Origin of the sequence: Streptomyces sp. NPDC007157 (assembly GCF_040634235.1) — a bacterium.
Lineage (GTDB): Bacteria > Actinomycetota > Actinomycetes > Streptomycetales > Streptomycetaceae > Streptomyces.
In genome coordinates, this window is the sequence record NZ_JBEYFE010000029.1 from 38,848 (window position 1) to 55,749 (window position 16,902).

Annotated in this window: 17 protein-coding genes; 9 read left to right on the forward strand and 8 right to left on the reverse strand. The window is 72.6% G+C overall.

Annotated features, from left to right (window positions below; genetic code table 11):
• Positions 1 to 214 precede the first annotated feature (214 nt).
• On the reverse strand, positions 215 to 1,663 hold the full coding sequence (argG, locus tag ABZ642_RS37775) for an argininosuccinate synthase (RefSeq protein WP_360493181.1): 1,449 nt from the start codon (positions 1,661 to 1,663) through the stop codon (positions 215 to 217).
• Positions 1,664 to 1,818: 155 nt separating this feature from the next.
• Between argG and ABZ642_RS37780 the strand changes: the two genes are divergently transcribed.
• A complete protein-coding gene (locus tag ABZ642_RS37780; protein WP_360493184.1) occupies positions 1,819 to 2,415 on the forward strand; it encodes a PadR family transcriptional regulator in 597 nt (198 codons plus the stop codon).
• Between the two features lie 75 nt (positions 2,416 to 2,490).
• On the opposite strand, the gene ABZ642_RS37785 is transcribed toward ABZ642_RS37780, so the two are convergent.
• Positions 2,491 to 2,919, reverse strand: a complete 429-nt coding sequence (locus ABZ642_RS37785) for an SRPBCC family protein (protein ID WP_360493187.1) — start codon at positions 2,917 to 2,919, stop codon at positions 2,491 to 2,493.
• Between the two features lie 113 nt (positions 2,920 to 3,032).
• The gene (locus tag ABZ642_RS37790; RefSeq protein WP_360493190.1) at positions 3,033 to 3,227 is read right to left on the reverse strand and encodes a hypothetical protein; all 195 of its coding nucleotides are present in this window, start codon (positions 3,225 to 3,227) and stop codon (positions 3,033 to 3,035) included.
• Between the two features lie 199 nt (positions 3,228 to 3,426).
• On the opposite strand from ABZ642_RS37790, the gene ABZ642_RS37795 reads away from it, so the two are divergent.
• A complete protein-coding gene (locus ABZ642_RS37795) occupies positions 3,427 to 4,002 on the forward strand; it encodes a Clp protease N-terminal domain-containing protein (RefSeq protein ID WP_360493193.1) in 576 nt (191 codons plus the stop codon).
• Positions 4,003 to 4,048: 46 nt separating this feature from the next.
• Entirely contained in the window at positions 4,049 to 5,026 is a 978-nt protein-coding gene (locus tag ABZ642_RS37800; protein WP_360493195.1) for an EamA family transporter, read from the forward strand.
• 118 nt (positions 5,027 to 5,144) lie between these two features.
• Here ABZ642_RS37800 and ABZ642_RS37805 read toward each other — a convergent pair whose 3' ends face one another.
• Entirely contained in the window at positions 5,145 to 5,840 is a 696-nt protein-coding gene (locus tag ABZ642_RS37805; RefSeq protein ID WP_360493197.1) for a pyridoxamine 5'-phosphate oxidase family protein, read from the reverse strand.
• Positions 5,841 to 5,876: 36 nt separating this feature from the next.
• On the opposite strand from ABZ642_RS37805, the gene ABZ642_RS37810 reads away from it, so the two are divergent.
• Positions 5,877 to 7,211 carry an aminotransferase class I/II-fold pyridoxal phosphate-dependent enzyme gene (locus ABZ642_RS37810; protein ID WP_360493200.1) on the forward strand — a complete coding sequence of 445 codons (1,335 nt, stop codon included), beginning with the start codon at positions 5,877 to 5,879 and terminating at the stop codon, positions 7,209 to 7,211.
• Between the two features lie 105 nt (positions 7,212 to 7,316).
• Positions 7,317 to 8,219, forward strand: a complete 903-nt coding sequence (locus ABZ642_RS37815) for a LysR family transcriptional regulator (protein ID WP_360493202.1) — start codon at positions 7,317 to 7,319, stop codon at positions 8,217 to 8,219.
• A gap of 51 nt (positions 8,220 to 8,270) precedes the next feature.
• Here ABZ642_RS37815 and ABZ642_RS37820 read toward each other — a convergent pair whose 3' ends face one another.
• Positions 8,271 to 9,356 (reverse strand): helix-turn-helix domain-containing protein, encoded by a 1,086-nt coding sequence (locus ABZ642_RS37820; protein ID WP_360493205.1) that lies wholly within the window; start codon positions 9,354 to 9,356, stop codon positions 8,271 to 8,273.
• A gap of 99 nt (positions 9,357 to 9,455) precedes the next feature.
• Between ABZ642_RS37820 and ABZ642_RS37825 the strand changes: the two genes are divergently transcribed.
• Positions 9,456 to 10,643, forward strand: coding sequence for an MFS transporter (locus ABZ642_RS37825; RefSeq protein ID WP_360493208.1), 1,188 nt, complete (start codon positions 9,456 to 9,458; stop codon positions 10,641 to 10,643).
• Between the two features lie 12 nt (positions 10,644 to 10,655).
• Here ABZ642_RS37825 and ABZ642_RS37830 read toward each other — a convergent pair whose 3' ends face one another.
• On the reverse strand, positions 10,656 to 11,120 hold the full coding sequence (locus ABZ642_RS37830; RefSeq protein WP_360493211.1) for a pyridoxamine 5'-phosphate oxidase family protein: 465 nt from the start codon (positions 11,118 to 11,120) through the stop codon (positions 10,656 to 10,658).
• 77 nt (positions 11,121 to 11,197) lie between these two features.
• Between ABZ642_RS37830 and ABZ642_RS37835 the strand changes: the two genes are divergently transcribed.
• A complete protein-coding gene (locus tag ABZ642_RS37835) occupies positions 11,198 to 11,842 on the forward strand; it encodes a cysteine hydrolase (protein WP_360493214.1) in 645 nt (214 codons plus the stop codon).
• Positions 11,843 to 11,850: 8 nt separating this feature from the next.
• On the opposite strand, the gene ABZ642_RS37840 is transcribed toward ABZ642_RS37835, so the two are convergent.
• A complete protein-coding gene (locus ABZ642_RS37840) occupies positions 11,851 to 12,354 on the reverse strand; it encodes a Rieske (2Fe-2S) protein (RefSeq protein ID WP_360493217.1) in 504 nt (167 codons plus the stop codon).
• 473 nt (positions 12,355 to 12,827) lie between these two features.
• On the opposite strand from ABZ642_RS37840, the gene ABZ642_RS37845 reads away from it, so the two are divergent.
• On the forward strand, positions 12,828 to 14,456 hold the full coding sequence (locus tag ABZ642_RS37845) for an amidohydrolase (protein ID WP_360493220.1): 1,629 nt from the start codon (positions 12,828 to 12,830) through the stop codon (positions 14,454 to 14,456).
• A 68-nt stretch (positions 14,457 to 14,524) separates the two neighbouring features.
• On the opposite strand, the gene ABZ642_RS37850 is transcribed toward ABZ642_RS37845, so the two are convergent.
• Entirely contained in the window at positions 14,525 to 15,160 is a 636-nt protein-coding gene (locus ABZ642_RS37850) for a TetR/AcrR family transcriptional regulator (protein ID WP_360493223.1), read from the reverse strand.
• 304 nt (positions 15,161 to 15,464) lie between these two features.
• On the opposite strand from ABZ642_RS37850, the gene ABZ642_RS37855 reads away from it, so the two are divergent.
• Positions 15,465 to 16,901, forward strand: coding sequence for an aldehyde dehydrogenase (locus ABZ642_RS37855; protein WP_360493226.1), 1,437 nt, complete (start codon positions 15,465 to 15,467; stop codon positions 16,899 to 16,901).
• The last annotated feature ends 1 nt before the right edge of the window (position 16,902 follow it).

Sequence of the window (16,902 nt, forward strand, 5' to 3'; positions counted from 1 at the left end):
GGGGAACTGCGCGAACAACCACGACGGCGCCGCACCGGCACACCGACGCCGGTGCACGACGGCGCGCCCTTCAGGGGCGCGGGAACTGCGCGAAGAGGCACGACGGCGCCGCACCGGCCGGCGGACCGTCAGTTCCCGCGGCGCGATGCCCGACCGTACCCCGGCAACGAAAAGGGCCGACCCGTCACCGAGTCGGCCCTCCTGAGCGGCACGCTCAGTCCGTACCCATTTCCATCGCCGCCCGGTCCAGGAGCTCGTCGGCGTCGGCCGCAGCCTCCCCGCGGGACGCGATCGCCTCGGCGCCGCCCTCCGGCATGCTGCCGATCAGTCCCGTCGCCGCGGCCTGCGCCGCACCGATCGCCGGGTTGGCGGAGCCGATCAGGCCCAGACCCGCGTACTGCTCCAGCTTCGCGCGGGAGTCGGCGATGTCGAGGTTGCGCATGGTGAGCTGGCCGATCCGGTCCACCGGACCGAACGCCGCGTCCTCGGTGCGCTCCATCGACAGCTTGTCGGGGTGGTAGCTGAACGCCGGCCCCGTGGTGTCGAGGATCGAGTAGTCCTCGCCGCGCCGCAGCCGCAGCGTCACCTCACCGGTAACGGCCGCGCCGACCCACCGCTGCAGCGACTCGCGGATCATCAGCGCCTGCGGGTCCAGCCACCGGCCCTCGTACATCAGCCGACCGAGCCGCCGCCCCTCGTTGTGGTACTGGGCGACCGTGTCCTCGTTGTGGATCGCGTTGACCAGCCGCTCGTACGCGGCGTGCAGCAGCGCCATGCCCGGCGCCTCGTAGATCCCGCGGCTCTTGGCCTCGATGATCCGGTTCTCGATCTGGTCGGACATGCCGAGCCCGTGCCGGCCGCCGATCGCGTTGGCCTCCATGACCAGCTCGACGGCGGTCCCGAACTCCTTGCCGTTGATCGTCACAGGACGGCCCTGGTCGAAGCCGATCGTCACGTCCTCGGGGAGGATCTCGACCTCGGGGTCCCAGAACCGCACGCCCATGATCGGGTCGACGGTCTCGATGCCGTTGTCCAGGTGTTCCAGGGTCTTCGCCTCGTGCGTGGCGCCCCAGATGTTGGCGTCGGTGGAGTACGCCTTCTCGGTGCTGTCCCGGTAGGGCAGCCCGTGCGCGAGCAGCCACTCGGACATTTCCTTGCGTCCGCCGAGTTCGGTGACGAAGTCCGCGTCCAGCCAGGGCTTGTAGATCCGCAGGTGCGGGTTGGCGAGCAGGCCGTACCGGTAGAACCGCTCGATGTCGTTGCCCTTGAAGGTCGAGCCGTCGCCCCAGATCTGGACGTCGTCCTCCAGCATGGCCCGCACCAGCAGTGTGCCGGTGACGGCACGGCCCAGCGGGGTGGTGTTGAAGTACGCCCGGCCGCCCGAGCGGATGTGGAACGCGCCGCAGGTCAGCGCGGCCAGGCCCTCCTCGACCAGCGCGGCCCGGCAGTCGACCAGGCGGGCGATCTCGGCACCGTAGGTGTGCGCGCGGCCGGGTACCGAGGCGATGTCGGGCTCGTCGTACTGGCCGATGTCGGCGGTGTAGGTGCACGGGACGGCGCCCTTGTCGCGCATCCACGCGACCGCGACGGAGGTGTCGAGCCCGCCGGAGAAGGCGATGCCGACGCGCTCGCCGGCGGGAAGGGAGGTGAGGACCTTGGACATAGGAAGAGTATGCATCACAACGCATGGTCATGCAACGCCGCAGTTCGCAGCCGAAGAGGCGACCGGAAGAGGGTTGTCATCCGAACGCTCCCGATATATCGTTGAGGCATCGCGAACGATACGCGACAGATCAACGATGGAATGGAGTGGTTGTCATGCGTTCCCACGGACACGAGCGTGGACATGGACAGCGACAGGGACGCCGTGCGGCGTTCGGGCCCTTCGGCCCGGGTGGCCCCGGCTTCGGCCCCGGCGGGCCCGGCTTCGGTCCGGGGCACTGGGGGCCGCGAGGGCGTGGAGGTCCCAGGGGGAGGGCGCGGCGCGGTGACGTCCGGGCCTCGATCCTGGCCCTGCTGAAGGACCGCCCGATGCACGGTTACGAGATGATCCAGGAGATCGCCGAACGCAGCGGCGGTGCGTGGAAGCCCAGCCCCGGCTCGGTCTACCCCACCCTCCAGCTGCTGGAGGACGAGGGCCTGATCACCAGCGAGAGCGAGGGCGGCAAGAAGCTGTTCTCCCTCACCGACAGCGGCCGTACGGCTGCCGACGAGGGTCCGGACGCCCCCTGGGAAGAGGCTTCCCGTGGGGTCGACTTCGAAGCCCTCGGCGAGATCCGGCAGGCCGGCTTCGGTCTGATGGAGGCCTTCGGGCAGGTCTGGAAGACCGGCACCAAGGAGCAGCGCGAGAAGGCGCTGGCCGTCATCAACGAGACCCGCAAGAAGCTTTACCTCATCCTCGCCGACGAGGACTGACCCGCGTGGTCACGGCGAACAGGGCGCCCCGTGGAGTGATCCGCGGGGCGCCCTTCCGGCTGCCCGGGGCAGGGCTCAGGCCACCAGCCCGCCCAGCTTGCGCAGCGACTCGTTCAGGGCGGCCGTCGCCGAGTCCTTGAGCTTGCCCGCCATCAGTGACACCGCCGCGCCCGTGAACTCGCCGTCGATCCGCACCCCCGTCGCGTCCCCGTCCGGGGTCAGCGTGTAGCGGGTCGCGACGGTCACCGCCATCGGGCCCTTGCCGCGGATCGCCAGCACCCGCGCCGGCTCCAGCTCCTCGATGGTCCACTCGACCTCCGCCGGGAAGCCCATCAGCTTCATGTTCTCCTGGAAGGTGCCGCCCACCGCCAGGTTCTCCGGGCCGCCCTTGGGGAAGCTGGTGTGGGTCGCGTTCCACTCCCCGTACGCCGGCCAGTCGGTGAGCTGCGCCCACACCTTCTCGGCCGGTGCCTGGATGCGTGCCTCCGCGCTGACTTCGGCCATGCGACCACCCCTTCGTATCGGGCTACGGTGTCGCGGAACGTAGCCGCAGGGCCGCGAACATTCAATACTGATGAACCGTCAGGAAGTGTGCGGATCCCGGCCGCGCCCGGGACTCAGCCCACCCGCCGTATCTCCGCCGCGTCGAACAGGTCCCAGGCCCGCGGGAACGCGCTTTCGTCGTGACAGTGCCACGCATCCCAGAACAGGTCCGCGGGCAGCGCGTCCTCGGGCGCGTACACCCGGTACACGTACTGCCTGCCGTCGACCGCAGGCAGCGCGACCAGCCAGCAACCGCACCCGCTCTCCACGACGACGAGAGACGTGCAGCCGGTGCGCGGCGGTTGCGTACGGGGCGCACGGCGAGACGGCGCGCGCCCTTGCGGGGGAATCGGCCTGATCTCATCCGTAAGGAGGAGATTCCGGCCGCCGCCGTCCACTCTGCGTGGGACGCGAAGATGCTTCCCCTCGGCGATGACTCAAGCGCTTGCGGTTGATGAGGTAGGGGGTGTGCAACCCCGTATTCCCTGCCAGCCCGTCCAGGACCAGGGCGGCATCCACGCGGACGACGATGCCGGGCTCGGTGCCGAGCTGGCAGCGGTGGTCGCCGGTGCCCGCCGGAGGGCGGTGCGGGACGGGGACCGACAGGTCGACACCGCCCATCTGCTGCACTCGCTGATCGAGTACGACCCCGAGGTCCGCGCCGTCATCGGCGACGCCCCGCAACTCGCCAGGCTGCTCGGCTATCTCGTGCAGCGCAGCATCGGCTACGGCCTGCGCTGGCAGAGCGGGATCGAGGACTCCGGCGCGCTGCCGGCCGTTCCGCGGGCCGGGGCGAAGGGTGACGGGGCCTGGTCGCCGGTGGCCGCGGCCGCCCTGGAGTACGCCCGCAGCCGTGCCCGGCGCCGCACCGCCGACCAGGCCGACGGCACCGATCTGCTGGCGGGCCTCGTGGTGGACCCGGAGTCCCGGGCCGTGGAGGTGCTGGAGCGGGCCGGAGTGGCCGCCCGTGCCCTGGCCGTGCGGGTCGACGGGGACGGCGGAGTGTGGGACGCCGAGGCTGAAAACCGCACGTCCAGCCGTTGAGACAGGGGTCAAAGGGCGTGACGCTCATGTCGCCTGCTGGCATCATGTGCCGGTGCGTATCACTGACAGCAGCCATGGCAGGGGCCTCGGGCTCTCCCTCGCCCTCGGATCGGCGCTCGCCTTCGGCGGCTCCGGCGTCGCGGCCAAGCCGCTGATCGAGGCCGGGCTCGACCCGCTGCACGTGGTGTGGCTGCGGGTGGCGGGTGCCGCCCTGGTGATGCTGCCGCTCGCCGTCCGCCACCGTGACCTGCCGCGCCGCCGGCCCGCGCTGCTCGCCGGGTTCGGCCTGCTCGCCGTCGCGGGTGTCCAGGCCTGCTACTTCGCCGCGATATCCCGCATACCCGTGGGGGTGGCGCTGCTCGTGGAGTACCTCGCCCCCGCGCTGGTGCTCGGCTGGGTCCGCTTCGTCCAGCGCCGGCCGGTCACCCGCGCCGCCGTGCTCGGTGTCCTCCTCGCGGCCGGCGGCCTCGCGTGTGTCGTGGAGGTGTGGGCGGGGCTGAGTTTCGACGCACTGGGGCTGGCGCTGGCCCTGGCGGCGGCCTGCTGTCAGGTGGGGTACTTCGTGCTCGCCGATCACGGTGGCGGAGACGGCGTGGATCCCCTGGGGGTCATCGCGTACGGGCTGCTGGTGGGGGCCGGCGCGCTGACGGTCGTGGCGCGGCCGTGGGCGATGGACTGGTCGGTGCTGGCCGGCTCCGCGCGGATGAACGGGGCGACGGTGCCGGCGGCCGCCCTGCTGGTGTGGATCGTGCTGGTCGCGACGGTCATCGCCTACGTCACCGGTGTGGTGTCGGTACGGCGGCTGTCTCCGCAGGTCGCCGGGGTGGTGGCCTGTCTCGAGGCGGTCGTGGCGACCGTGCTGGCCTGGGTGCTGCTGGGGGAGCGGCTGGCGGCGCCGCAGATGCTGGGCGGGGCCGTTGTGCTGCTGGGCGCGTTCATCGCGCAGTCGTCGGCTCCGGCGAAGGAGTCGGTGGTGGACCGGAGCGCGGTGGAGGGGCGGGTCGCCCCGACGTCCGCGGGGTGAGCCGCCCGGCGGCGGGTGTGGCGGGTGCGGCGGGTGTGGCGGGTGCGGCGGGGCCGGGGCCACGCCGGGGCCCCGCGCCCCTGAGGAGGGGGCGCGTCGGCCCTTGCCGGAGCGTGCGTCAGGCGTGCTTCACGTAGGACGGAACCGGGACGTCCGCCGCCAGGTCGTCGTTGGCGATCGGAGTGCGGTAGCCCTTCCGTAGCGGTACCACGCCCGCCCAGTACGGCAGGTCCAGGTCCTCGGGCTCGTCGTGGGCGCCGCCGGTGCGGGTCTTGGCCGAGACCTCGGTCAGGTCCAGGCGGATCACCGCCGTCGCGGCCAGTTCCTTCTTGTCCGCCGGGCGGGAGTCGGCCGAGCGGCCCGGGACCACATGGTCGACCAGGGCGTCCAGCGCGAGCCGCTTCTCCTCGGGGTCGGTGACCTGGTGGGCGACGCCGTGCACCACGACCGAGCGGTAGTTGATCGAGTGGTGGAAGGCGGAGCGGGCCAGCACCAGGCCGTCGACATGGGTGACCGTCACGCACACCGGGAGCCCGGGGTCGGCCTGGCCGGTCATCCGCAGCGGGCGCGAGCCCGTCGAGCCGTGCAGGTACAGCACCTCGCCGACCCGGGCGAACAGCGTCGGCAGCACCACCGGCGCGCCGTCCCGCACGAAGCCGAGGTGGCAGACGTACCCCTCGTCGAGGATCGAGTGCACCACTTCCTCGTCGTACGACGCCCGCTCGGCGGAGCGTGTCGGGACGGTGCGGTCGGACGGGGTGTAGGCGGGCTGCGGCGGTACGGTCCCCCGCACGGCGGGCTCGGTGGTCTCCATTGCACATCTCCATTGCACTAGTGCATAATTGGCTTTGTGCTAGGAGAATATCGGATCGAAGGCCGGGGTGCGGCGGAGATTGCCGCCAGCGTCGAGCGCGCGGTGGGCGCGGGCGAGCTGGAACCGGGCCGGCTGCTGCCGCCGATGCGGGAGCTGGCGGCCCAACTCGGGGTGAATCCCAATACGGTCGCGGCCGCCTACCGCACCCTGCGTGAGCGCGGGGTCATCGAGACCGACGGCCGGCGGGGCAGCCGCGTCCGGTCCAAACCGGCCACCACCGGGCGGGACCGGATCCGGGCCGACGTCCCGGCCGGCGTGCGCGACCTGTCCTCCGGCAACCCCGACCCCGCGCTGCTCCCCGCCCTCGCACCGGCCCTGGCGGCGATGGCGGCCGACGAGGGCGACCGCGCCCCCGTCCTCTACGGCGCCGACCCCGTCGAGCCGGAGCTGGAGCGGATCTCACGCGCCGAACTCGCTGCCGACGGTGTGCCCGACGGGCCGCTCACCGTCACCTCCGGCTCCCTCGACGCCGTCGAACGGGTCCTGCTGGCACACCTCAAGCCGGGCGACCCGGTCGCCGTCGAGGACCCCGGCTGGGGCCGCACCCTCGATCTCGTCCCCGCGCTGGGGCTGCGCACCGTCCCGGTGGCCGTCGACGACGACGGACCGCGCGCCGACAGCCTGCGCCGGGCACTGGAGTCCGGGGCGCGCGCCCTGATCGTCACCGCCCGGGCGCACAACCCCACCGGTGCCGCGGTGAGCGCCGCACGCGCGCGTGCGCTGCGCGCCGTGCTGCGCGACCACCCGCACACCCTGCTGCTTGAGGACGACCACGGCCACGGCATCGTCGACCTCCCGCTGCATCCTCTGGTGGGCACCACCAGGCACTGGGCCTTCGTCCGCTCGGTCGCCAAGGCCTACGGCCCGGACCTGCGGCTGGCCGTCCTGACCGGCGACGAGGTCACCGTCGACCGGGTGCGGGGCCGGCAGCGGCTGGGACCGGGCTGGGTGAGCCGCCTGCTCCAGCGCATGGTGGTCCGGATGCGGGCGGACGGCGCGGTGCGCGGCCCGGAGGTGGCGGCGGCCTACCGGGCCCGCCGTGAACTGCTCATCGACGCGCTCGCGGACCATGGCATCGAGGCCCACGGCCGCAGCGGCATGAACGTGTGGGTCCCGGTCCCGGACGAGACGGGCGCGGTGTCCCGTCTGCTGCACGAGGGGTGGGCGGTGTCCCCGGGGGCGGTGTACCGCCTGGCCTCCCCGCCCGGCATCCGGATCACGGTCTCGACACTGACCCCCGAGGAGACCGGTCCGCTGGCGGCGGCCGTGGCGGCGGCGGTCGCACCGCCGAGGGGGCGGGTCCAGGCCTAGGCGAGCCCCCTCGCGGCGGCGAGGTCGGATTGCGGAACCTGGGACTGGCTTCAACGTCTTAGCACAATTGCGGCTTCCCGGTCGGCACCTCTTAGGATCGCTTACATGTTGAACCTGGAGCGCCTGCGCACCCTTGACGCCCTCGCCCGGTACGGCTCGGTGAGCGGGGCAGCCGAGGCCCTGCACGTCACCACGTCGGCGGTGTCGCAGCAGATGGGCAAGTTGGAGCGGGAGGTGGACCAGCAGCTCCTCGCCAGGAACGGCCGGGGGGTGCGGCTCACCGACGCCGGCCGGCTGCTCGCCGAGCACGCGACCCGGATCCTCTCCCAGGTGGAGCTGGCCCAGTCCGACCTGGAGGCGCACCGCGGTCAGGTCGTCGGTGAGCTCAGGGTGGCGGCGTTCCCGACGGCCGCCCGCGGCCTGTTCCCGACCGCACTGGCCGTCCTGCGCGCCCAGCACCCGGCGCTGCGCGTGCGCTCCAGCGAACTCGAACCGGAGAACGGCATCGCCGGGGTGGTGCGCGGCGACCTCGACCTCGCCGTCGCCCTGGACTGGTACAACAAGCCGATGCCGTTGCCCGACGGGCTGGTCAGGGCGCCGCTGATGGACGACCCCGCCGAGGTGGCCCTGCCGGTCGGGCACCGGCTGGCCGGGCGGGACGAGGTGGACCTGGGGGAGTTCACCGACGACGAGTGGATCACCTGGGGCGAGGGCGAGTTCTGCCACGAGTGGCTGATGTTCACGCTCCGCTCCCGCGGCATCGAACCGCGCATCGGTCACCGCGCGGCCGAGACCCACACCCAACTCAACCTGGTGGCCGCCGGGTTGGGGGTCTGCATCGCCCCGCTGCTGGGCCGCCACCCGGTGCCGGAGGGCATCCTGACGGTGCCGCTGAAGCAGCGGGTGCGCCGCCACGTGTACGTCGTCTGGCGGGCCGACGCCGACCGCCGCCCCTCGATCCGGGCGGCGGTGCGGGCCCTGCGGGGCGCCGCCGAGACGATCTCCTGAATCCACCCCGCGCCGAGCGCCGGCCGATCGTCCGGGGCGGACCTCGGCCGTTCAGCGCAGTACGGCCGCCAGCAGGTCGGTGCCCAGTGCCGTCAGGTCGGGCAGGCTGAGCGTGTAGCGGACGTACCGGCCGTGGCGCCGGGTCGTGAGCAGGCCCGCGCGGCGCAGGACGGCGAGGTGACGGGAGACCTCGGGGGGCGAGAGTTCCCAGGCGTGGGCCAGCTCGCGGGTGGTGTGCGGACCCCGGGCCAGCGTACGCAGCAGCCGCAGCCGTACCGGATGCGCGAGTGCCTCCAGCCGTAGCGAGACCGTCTCCAGCGGCACCGGCTCCGACGGGCCGGGCTCCGCAACGGGGTACTGCACCACCGGCTGCCACCCGGGGGTGTGGACCGCCACCAGGTGCGGGCGGCCGAAGACGGTCGGGATGAAGGTGACCCCGGTGCCTTGGGCAGTGGTCGACTTGTCCTGCAGCTTGTCCACGATGATGCAGTCGCCGTCCGGGGCCAGGGTGACCGCCCCGGAGACCGAGGCGAGCGCCGCGCCGAGACCCTGGTGTTTCAGCACGTCGTTCTTCAGCCGCAGATCGGTGGCGAGCCGCACCGCGCCACCCGTCCAGGCGGCGTCGAAGAACGCCTCGGCACACTGTTCGAGGGTGTCGCGCAACCGGGCCCGCACCACGGCCGGGTCCGCCAGCAGCCGTTCCGCGAAGGCCTCCTGGGACGCGCCGCGCGCCTGGGCCAGATCCAGGGCCCGCCGGCGCGCGGCCGGGTCGGCGAGCGGCGACCGGGCGGCGAAGTGCACCCGGCTGCTGCCGCACGTGGTGACGAGCGCGGCGGTCACATACCGTTCGTCGTCGATCCGGTCCACGTCGTCCAGTTCCTCGGCGAGGGTCGGCCGGGGCCGAGCCGGAATCAGGAAGTCCGCCTGTGAGGACCGCCAGAGGAAGTCCGCCTCCCGGAGCCGCTCGGCCAGCTCCGGCCGCAGCCCGGCCCAGACGTCCGCGGCCCAGCCGGCCAACTGCGGATGGTGCCCGGGTTCGGCCAGCACATGCAGCATCGCGGTCAGCTCGGCCAGCGGCGAGGCGGCGAACCGCAGCCGCTCGGCCGGCGGTCCGCTGATGTCGATGCGAAGCGTCATCCGGCCATCATCCCCGGCCGGACGGCGGACGCCGACGCCGGTTGACGGTATCCGTCAACCGGCGTGCCCCGCACGGCGGGTGACCGCAGCTTGGGCACCATGACCACCACCACCGGCATCCGGCCCCGCACCCTCGTCCGGGCCTCCGGAGGCCCCCGCTACGCCTTCGCCCTCGCCGTGGACGCACTCGGCACCGGCCTGCTGCGGCCCTTTCTGCTGCTCTACGGAGTGACGGTGCTGCGGCTGTCCGGGCCCGTCACCGGCGCCGCCATGACGGTGGGCATCGTCGCGGGTCTGGCGTGCATGCCCGCGGTGGGCCGCTGGCTGGACCGGGGCGCCCGGAGCTCGGCCGTGGCGGCGTCGATGCTGGTGCGGGTGGTGGGAGTGGCCCTGCTGCTGGCGGCCCCGCCGGGACACGTCTCGTTGTTCGTGGCGGCGGCGCTCTTCCTCGGCATCGGCAACCAGGCCTGGCCGGCCGCGCACGCGGCCCTCGTGGCCACGGTCGCCCACGGCAGGGAACGCGACGCGGCCCTGGCGGCGGGCCGTGCCCTGCGCAACGCCTGCCTGGGCGTCGGCGCACTCGTCGCCACCGCCTGCCTGGCGGGCGGCGGTACCGCGTTCCGGGCCCTGGCGGCCGGCACCGGGGTCGCCTACTGCGCCGCGGCGGCCCTGGCCTGGTCGGTCCGGATCGACGCGCAGCCGGCCGCCGCCCCGGCCGAGGACGGGGACGACCGGCCCGCACCCCGGATGCGCGCGCTGCTGATCGCCAACGTGGTCTACGCCTTCTGCCTCAACGTTCCCGAAGTCGCGCTCCCGCTGGTCCTGGTGACACAGCTGCAGGCGTCCCCGGTGTGGCCGGCGGTCGTCTTCGTCGCCAACACGGTCCTGGTGGTCGTGCTCCAGGTACCGGTCACCGTCCTGATGTCCCGGTTCTCCCGGCGGACCGCGCTCGCCCTGGCCGGCCTGGTGCTCACCGTGTCCTACCTGGGCTTCCTCGCGGTCGCCTGGCCGGGGCACGGCTGGGGCCCACCCGCCCTCGCCGTGGTGTCCGTGGTCTGCACCCTCGGCGAGATCGTCTACGCGGGCAGCGCCACCGCCCTCGTGACCCATCTCGCCCCGCCCCATGCCCTGGGCCGGGCCCTGGCCCGCTTCCAGCTCTCCACCGGGTTCGGCCTCGCGGTCTCCCCGGCGGTCATCACCACGCTCGCGGTGCGCGGCCCGGCCGCCCTCTGGGGCACCCTGGCCGCGGCCACCCTGCTGTCCGCCGCGGCCGTCGCCACCGAGTAGGCGCGAAGCTCCTCAGCTCCCCAGCTTGCGGAAGTCCCAGGAGGCGATCTTCTCCGGGGTCAGCCGGGCCCAGGCATGCCGGCCGTCGTGCGGCATCTCGTCCAGGCCGAAGTTCTTGCGGGCGAACAGCGTCTCGACGTAGTCGAGTTCGGCGACCAGCTCACCGGTGCGCGGCACCTCGCCGACGAACTCGACGGTCCCTCTCAGCTCCACGCCGCGCAACTGGTCGTACTCCTCACCGGAGTCGATCACCACCGCCACCCGCGGGTCGCGGCTCAGGTCCTTCCAACGCTGGCTGCGCACCACCGAGTACAGCCACAGCGACTTGCCGTCCCAGGCGAACCACAGGGCGCTCACATGCGGGGCGCCGGACGCCGACACGGTCGCCACCCGGCAGGTGCGCTGTGTGGTGAGGAACTCGTCCAGCTCCCCGGGCGTCATCATGATCTTCCGGCCCCGGCGCTGTGTGTCGGTCATGCGGCCCCCTCTTCTTCCGTTCCCGCGCAATGGTGGTTAGTCTCGCCCGCCCCGCACCAAGGCGGAAGGGGGCGTCAATGCCGTCGTACGAACGGCTCGCGGAGCTCATCGATCCCGTGAGCACCGTCCTGCTCACCGTGGAGTGCCAGCAGGGCGTGGTCGGCCCGCAGAGCGCGCTGCCCGAACTCGCCCACGAGGCCCGGGCGTCGGGCGCCCTCGCCAACATCGCCCGGCTGGTCGCCGCCGCGCACGACACCGGCGTCCAGGTGATCCACGCGCTCGCCGAACGCCGCCCCGACGGCCGGGGCGCGAACCGCAACGCCCGCCTGTTCCGGGCCGCCGAGCGGCTGCCCGTCCAGCAGCTCTCCGGCACCGCGGCGGTCCGCGTCGCGCCCCCCATCGAGGTCTCGGAGGAGGACCTGGTGGTACGTCGGCTGCACGGCCTGTCGCCGATCCAGGGGACCGACGTCGACCCGCTGCTGCGCAACCTCGGCTGCCGCACGCTGATCGTCACCGGGGTCTCGGCCAACGTGGCCGTCCCCAACGCCGTGTTCGACGCGGTGAACCGGGGCTACACGGCCGTAGTCCCGGCCGACGCCATCGCGGGAGTGCCCTCCGAGTACACCCCCGCGATGGTCCGCAACACCCTCGCGTTGGTCGCCACGGTCGCGACCACGGACGAGGTGCTCGGCTGCCTCAAGAACCCGCGCGGGCGGGCCTGAGCCGAGGGTCAGGCCAGCGTGATCTGGTCACCGGAGACGGTGATGTTCGCGGCCGTCAGACCCGTCGTCGCCGGGCCCTTCTTCACGCTGCCGTCGGCGATGGCGAACTGGCTGCCGTGGCACGGGCAGACGATCGCGCCATTGGCCACGCTGGACACCGCACAGCCGGCGTGCGGGCACTTCGTCGAGAACGCCTTGTAGGTGCCCGACGTCGGCTGGGTGACGACCACGGCCTGGTCCTTGTAGATCGTGCCGCCGCCCTCGGGTATGTCCGTGGTCTTGGCGAGCGCGGCGCCACCGGCCGCCGCCGTGGAGGTGTCGGTCGAGCCGCCCGAGCCGTTGCTGTCCTGGGTGGTGGAGCCACCGCCCGCGTTGTTGGTGGTCGTCGAGTCCGACGAGTCGTCGGACGACCCGCAGGCGGTCAGCGCGGCGGCGAGCCCCGCCGCTCCGGCCGCCGCCACGATCGTACGGCGGGCCGGTTTGGCCGAGGGGTTGAACGATGCGCTGGTCATGTGAGGGGTTCCCTTCCGCGGAGCTTCTCGTTGATCCGTCCAGGGGTACGGTCTTCGGGCCGCACCTGTTCAGACGGCATCCCCGATAGTGACCACCCGGACATGAGCGCCCGGTGAAAGAGCGCTGTCGGTTCCCTGTCGGCGTCCGCGGCCGGCGGCCTATTCGGGACGAGACGGACCGGGCGGCCCCGAGGGAGCGGGAAATGTCCGGATGCCGACGGGCCGCAGCGCACCGGGTGATGAGAGGGGGCGGTCCGATTCCGGGAAGTCCGTCCGTCGCCCGGCGAAGGCCGGATGCGAGCAAACGGGTAAACCCTAAGTTTGTTGCTGTTGCTGTTGCTGTTGCTGTCGAGCGGCGGCGTCGCGTGCCTTCGCCGGGGGACCATGCCGTGATGGCCCACCGCTGGTCCCGGCGGGCGGCCACGTCCGCGGCGTCACGGCTGAAGCCGGCTGCCGCCGCAGAGGGAGGCTCGATGACGGACTTCACAGGCACATCACGCGGGCCGGTGGCGGAGACACCGCCCCGGGCAACGGCGTTGACGCTCGCCCGGGTGCGACTCGGGGCGGGCGGACCGCTCGTCCGCGTGCGGGTGGCCGACGGCAGGGTCACCCATGTGCTCGCGGACCAGGAGACCCAGGCGTCCGCGGGACGCACCGCGGGCGACCGGGTCGTGGCGTCCGCGGGACTCGTCGCGGGCGACCGGGTCCTCGATCTGGACGGGCGGGTCCTGCTGCCCGGGTTGTGGGACGCCCACGTCCACCTCGCCGAGTGGGCCGGCGCGCGCCGCCGGCTCGATCTGTCCGGCACCTCCTCCGCGCGGGAGGTGGCCGACCGGGTGCGCGACCACGGGCGGGCGGCCCCCGGCGGGTCGGTGCTGTTCGGATACGGCTTCCGGGACGGGCTCTGGAGCGACGCCCCGCACAAGGAACTGCTCGACGCGGTCCTGCCGGACCGTCCGGTCGCCCTCGTCAGCGCCGACCTGCACGCCGTGTGGCTGAACTCCGCCTGCCTGGCCCTCGTCGGGCGGGGCGACCACCCGACCGGCCTGGTCCGCGAGCACGAAGGACACGTGGTCCTCGCGGCCCTCCCCGAGGCCCCGGCCGAGACCGTGGACGGCTGGGTGGCCGACGCCTGCCGGACCGCCGCCGCCCGTGGGGTCACCGGCGTCATCGACTTCCAGTTCGGCGACACCGTGGGCGCCTGGGAGCGGCGCTCGGCGGACGTCCCGCCGGCCGTACGGGTGGCCGCGGCCGTCTACCCGAGCCACCTGGACGCGGCGCTGGCGCGCGGACTGCGCACCGGGTCCCGGATCGGCGCGCACGGAGACCTGGTGCGGGTCGGCCCGCTCAAGCTCTTCACGGACGGCTCGCTCAACACCCGCACCGCGCTCTGCCGCGACCCCTACCCCGGCCTGGAAGGTACGGACGGCGCGCACGGTATCGAGCAGACGCCACCGGACGAGCTGGTGCGGTTGATGCGCCGGGCCGCCGCCCACGGCATCGAACCCGCGGTGCACGCCATCGGCGACCGTGCCAACACGGCGGCCCTGGACGCCTTCGAAGCCGTCCGCTGCCGTGGCCGGATCGAACACGCGCAACTGCTGAGCCCCGAAGACCTGCCGCGCTTCGCGGAGCTGGACGTCGTCGCGGGGGTGCAGCCCCGGCACGCCACGGACGACCGGGACGTGGCCGACCGGTACTGGGCCGGCCGCACCGAACGCGCCTTCGCCTACGCCGACCTGCTGGCCGCCGGGGCGCGCCTTGAGTTCGGCTCGGACGCCCCCGTCTCACCGCTCGACCCCTGGCTCGCCGTCGCGTCGGCCGTCAGCCGCACCGACGACGCCCGCCCCGCCTGGCATCCGGAACAGCGCCTGCCGGTACCGGACGCGCTGGCCGCGGCGGCCCGCGGACGTCGCCTCATCAGGGTCGGAGACCCCGCCGACCTGGTGGTCGTGGACGCGGATCCGCTGACGGCGGACCCGGACACCCTGCGGGCGATGCCGGTGCACGCCACGATGACCGACGGCCGGTGGACCCACGGGCCGTACTGCCCGACGCCCACGTGGTCCAGCCCGAGGGGGTGCGGGATCGGGCGCGGGTAGGCGCGCTGCCCGTCGTGACGCGCCGGCGACCGTCACGCACGGCAGGGAGCAAAGGGCGGCGGGCGTCGTCAGGGCGACGGCGCGCCCGCCCTCGGCGATGTCGTCGAGGCGTGCTCGACGAGGGCCTCGAAGAGGAGGAGGCCCTGATCCACCAGTTCCTCCCTCGAGAGGTCCAGGACTCCGTTGAACCAGCTCAGCAGCATCTCGCCGACCGCGCCCACGACGGCCACGGACAGGGAGGCGGTGTCGATCCCGGGATCCTGGATCCCCTCCCTCAGGAGGGAGTCCGCGAGGCCGCTCATGCGCTGCAGGCCCCGACGTCGTTCGCCTGCCGTGAGCGGACCTGCGCCGAGCGATTCCGCGAGTTTGACGCGCCCTTTCCTCGGGTCCTGCAGAGGAAGCCCGACGACGACGTCGATCATGTTCCGAGCCCGGTCGCGCAACGGCTGGTCCGTGTCGATCGCCGCGGCGCATCGGGTGATCTGCTCCTCGTAGATGTCCCTGACGAGCGCCGCCATGAGGTCGTCGAGGGAGGAGAAGCTCTCCGTGAAGTACCTGTCCTTCAGCCCGGCGTGGCGGAGTACCGCACTGATCGACGTGTGGGCGTAACCCCGACTGGAGAAGAGTTCGAGGCCGCTTTCCATCAGGCGCCGTCGACGGAGCGATGCACGCTGTTCCGCCGTTGCTCCGCCGTATGTCCTCATGATGTGCCACCTCATTCCGTTCACATTTTACCCATCTGGTGGTGTATTACCCCAGATGGGTGTAACGTCGCAGTTATTCAGTCGTGAACCAGGAAAGCGCTCCTCGCGAGGCCGATACCAGCCGCAAGGGGCGTCGCAGATGCGGCCCGCCCGCAGGTTCCACACGCCGGGCCGCCGCGCAGGAAAGTCATGACCGGCAGCGGCCTGCGTCCCGTGCTGAGCACCCTCGTGCCCGCTGGTCATCCACGTATCGAACACCACGGAGTGCTGTGGTCCCAGGGCCATGCCGTGGGGAGAGTTCACCATGGATCCCATGCATCTGTTCATCGGCGGACGCTGGGTGCCCGCGTCCGGCGACGGCGTCATCAATGTCGTGTCCGCGAGTACCGGCGATCACCTCGGTGCCGTACCGGACGGTTCCCGGGACGACATCGACCGGGCGGTCGGGGCCGCTCGAGCCGCGTTCGACGCACCGACCGGCTGGGCCTCCTGGGGCACGGAACGTCGCGCGGCCGCCATGATCCGTCTCGCGGCCGCGCTCGAAGCCAGGCAGAGGGTGACGTCCGACGTCGTCAGCGCGCAGAACGGTATGCCGATCACGGTCGCCCGGTCCTTCGAAGGCGTGGCGCCGTCAGTCCTGTTGCGCTATTACGCGGCTCTGGCCGACAGCGTGCCGTCCGAGGAACTGCGGACCGGACTGCCCCGTGGCACCACCCTGGTCCGCCGGGAACCCGTAGGTGTCGTAGCCGCCATCATGACCTGGAACTTCCCTCAGACCATCGCCTTCTTCAAGATCGCCCCGGCTCTGGCGGCCGGTTGCGTGCTCGTCCTCAAGCCGGCGCCGGAGACGGTCCTCGACTCGGTGCTGCTGGCGGAGGCGGTCGAGGAGGCGGATATCCCCGGCGGCGTGATCAACATCGTTCCGGGCGGCCGTGACATCGGCGCGTATCTGGTCTCCCATCCTGGCGTCGACAAGGTGTCGTTCACCGGATCCACCCGGGCGGGGCGCCAAGTGGCCGCCGCGTGTGCCGAGTTGCTGCGGCCGGTGACCCTGGAACTGGGAGGGAGGTCCGCCGCCGTCGTCCTGGAGGACGCCGACCTCCCCGCGCACGCGGAGCAGTTCTTCATGGCCGGCCTGCTGAACAACGGGCAGACCTGTTATGCGACTGCCAGGATCCTGGCCCCCCGCAGCAGATACCGGGAAGTGGTCGAGTTCTGCACCGCGTCGGCCCGTGACGCCGTCGTCGGCGACGCGCTCGACCCCGACACCCAGATCGGCCCGCTCGTCAGCCGGCGCCGGCGCGAACGTGTGCTGGGTTACATCAAGACCGGCCTCAACGAGGGGGCTCGGCTCACCACCGGAGGAGGGCAGCCGCCCGGCCTCGACCGGGGCTGGTTCGTCGAACCCACCGTCTTCGCCGACGTCGAGAACTCGTCGACCATCGCGCAGGAAGAGATCTTCGGCCCGGTTCTCACGATCACGCCCTACGACGGCGAGGACGAGGCGGTACGCCTGGCGAACGAGTCGGTCTACGGCCTCGCCGGCACCGTCTGGACCGCGGACCTGGAGCACGGTGCCCAGGTGGCCCGCCGTCTGCAGACCGGCACCGTCGGGCTCAACGGCTATCTGCCCGACTTCACCTCCCCCTTCGGAGGCTGGAAGGCCAGCGGACTCGGCAGCGAACTGGGGCCCGAGGGGCTTCAGGCGTACCAGCAGGTCCAGTCGATCTACCACCCCTGAT

Coding starts and splice junctions, on each gene's coding strand:
- argG (WP_360493181.1), bottom strand. CDS start 1,663: ATGTCCAAGGTCCTCACCTCCCTTCCCGCCGGCGAGCGCGTCGGCATC.
- ABZ642_RS37780 (WP_360493184.1), top strand. CDS start 1,819: ATGCGTTCCCACGGACACGAGCGTGGACATGGACAGCGACAGGGACGC.
- ABZ642_RS37785 (WP_360493187.1), bottom strand. CDS start 2,919: ATGGCCGAAGTCAGCGCGGAGGCACGCATCCAGGCACCGGCCGAGAAG.
- ABZ642_RS37805 (WP_360493197.1), bottom strand. CDS start 5,840: ATGGAGACCACCGAGCCCGCCGTGCGGGGGACCGTACCGCCGCAGCCC.
- ABZ642_RS37815 (WP_360493202.1), top strand. CDS start 7,317: ATGTTGAACCTGGAGCGCCTGCGCACCCTTGACGCCCTCGCCCGGTAC.
- ABZ642_RS37820 (WP_360493205.1), bottom strand. CDS start 9,356: ATGACGCTTCGCATCGACATCAGCGGACCGCCGGCCGAGCGGCTGCGG.
- ABZ642_RS37825 (WP_360493208.1), top strand. CDS start 9,456: ATGACCACCACCACCGGCATCCGGCCCCGCACCCTCGTCCGGGCCTCC.
- ABZ642_RS37830 (WP_360493211.1), bottom strand. CDS start 11,120: ATGACCGACACACAGCGCCGGGGCCGGAAGATCATGATGACGCCCGGG.
- ABZ642_RS37835 (WP_360493214.1), top strand. CDS start 11,198: ATGCCGTCGTACGAACGGCTCGCGGAGCTCATCGATCCCGTGAGCACC.
- ABZ642_RS37840 (WP_360493217.1), bottom strand. CDS start 12,354: ATGACCAGCGCATCGTTCAACCCCTCGGCCAAACCGGCCCGCCGTACG.
- ABZ642_RS37845 (WP_360493220.1), top strand. CDS start 12,828: ATGACGGACTTCACAGGCACATCACGCGGGCCGGTGGCGGAGACACCG.
- ABZ642_RS37850 (WP_360493223.1), bottom strand. CDS start 15,160: ATGAGGACATACGGCGGAGCAACGGCGGAACAGCGTGCATCGCTCCGT.
- ABZ642_RS37855 (WP_360493226.1), top strand. CDS start 15,465: ATGGATCCCATGCATCTGTTCATCGGCGGACGCTGGGTGCCCGCGTCC.